The 982-nt window shown below is 76.6% G+C and carries 2 pseudogenes; both read left to right on the top strand.

The annotated features are described in order from the left end of the window. Positions 1-464: pseudogene (locus tag C1J00_RS43640) on the top strand (serine/threonine protein kinase); the annotation flags it as partial. Then, positions 461-982: pseudogene (locus C1J00_RS47505) on the top strand (hypothetical protein); the annotation flags it as partial. The pseudogenes C1J00_RS43640 and C1J00_RS47505, both read left to right, overlap by 4 nt.

Here is a 982-nt window from a genome sequence, read left to right as displayed (position 1 = left end):
CCTCGGCACCCTCGGCCACCGGCACCGCTGCGCCCCCGGTCTCCGCCACCCCGCCCGGCGGCGAGGAGACGGCCGCGCCCGGTGCGACGACCACCGCGGCGACGCCGACGCCCACCACCGCGGCCCCGCCCGCAGGTCCCGCCGTCAAGGACGTCGCCGTGTCGGCCTTCCGGCAGACGGGCCCCACGACCGCCACGGCTACCCTCGGCGTCACCACGGACGGCACCGGCCCGGTCTCCATCACCGTCTCCTGGTTCACGGGAAACACGGCGGGGCAGCCGGGCACCCCGGACGGCGCGTCCCAGACCTTCGAGCGCAGCGGCGCCACCCAGTACACCCTCACCGTCGACCACACCTTCCAGACCCTCGGCTGCTACTGGACGGTGCAGGCCACCACGACCCCCGCCGCCGCCGACGGCGGCGCCTCGCAGGAACTCCTGACCAGGCGGTGCGACCTCAGATGACCGCACACGACGACGACCGCACGCCCGCGCCGGCAGACGAGCGGACAGAAGTGCTGGACGCCGCCGCTGAGCGCACCCGGGTACTCGGCCTCGCCGATGGCCCCATCGAGAGCCCCATCGAGAGCCCCGCGGGCGGCCCCACGGAAGGCCTCACAGCAGCCCCCACCGAAGTCCCCACGGACGGCCCCACCGAAGTCCCCACGGAAGGCCCCATCGAAAATCCCGCCGACGGCTCCGCCCCGAGCGTCCGGCCCGGCCCGGACGACGCTGAATACAGCGCCACCGTGCTCGCCAGCCACTGGATCCAGCGACCCGGGCCTGACGAGACCCGCGTCGAGCGGCCGGCCGCGGAGAAGGGACCGGCGTGGCCGGCGACCCCCGACCGGGTCGAGGGAAGCGTGCTGCGCTTCGGCCCGGGCGTGACCGCCGCCGCCCGGCATCACACCCACCCGCCGCTCCCCGCCGTACCGCCGCCCGCCGCGCCCCGGCACCGGCGGTTGCGCAGGCACGCCCTGCCC

It is taken from the genome of Streptomyces cahuitamycinicus (assembly GCF_002891435.1).
Classification (GTDB): domain Bacteria; phylum Actinomycetota; class Actinomycetes; order Streptomycetales; family Streptomycetaceae; genus Streptomyces; species Streptomyces cahuitamycinicus.
Note: the sequence above shows the minus strand (reverse complement) of the source record. Positions and strands in the feature narration are given on the sequence as shown.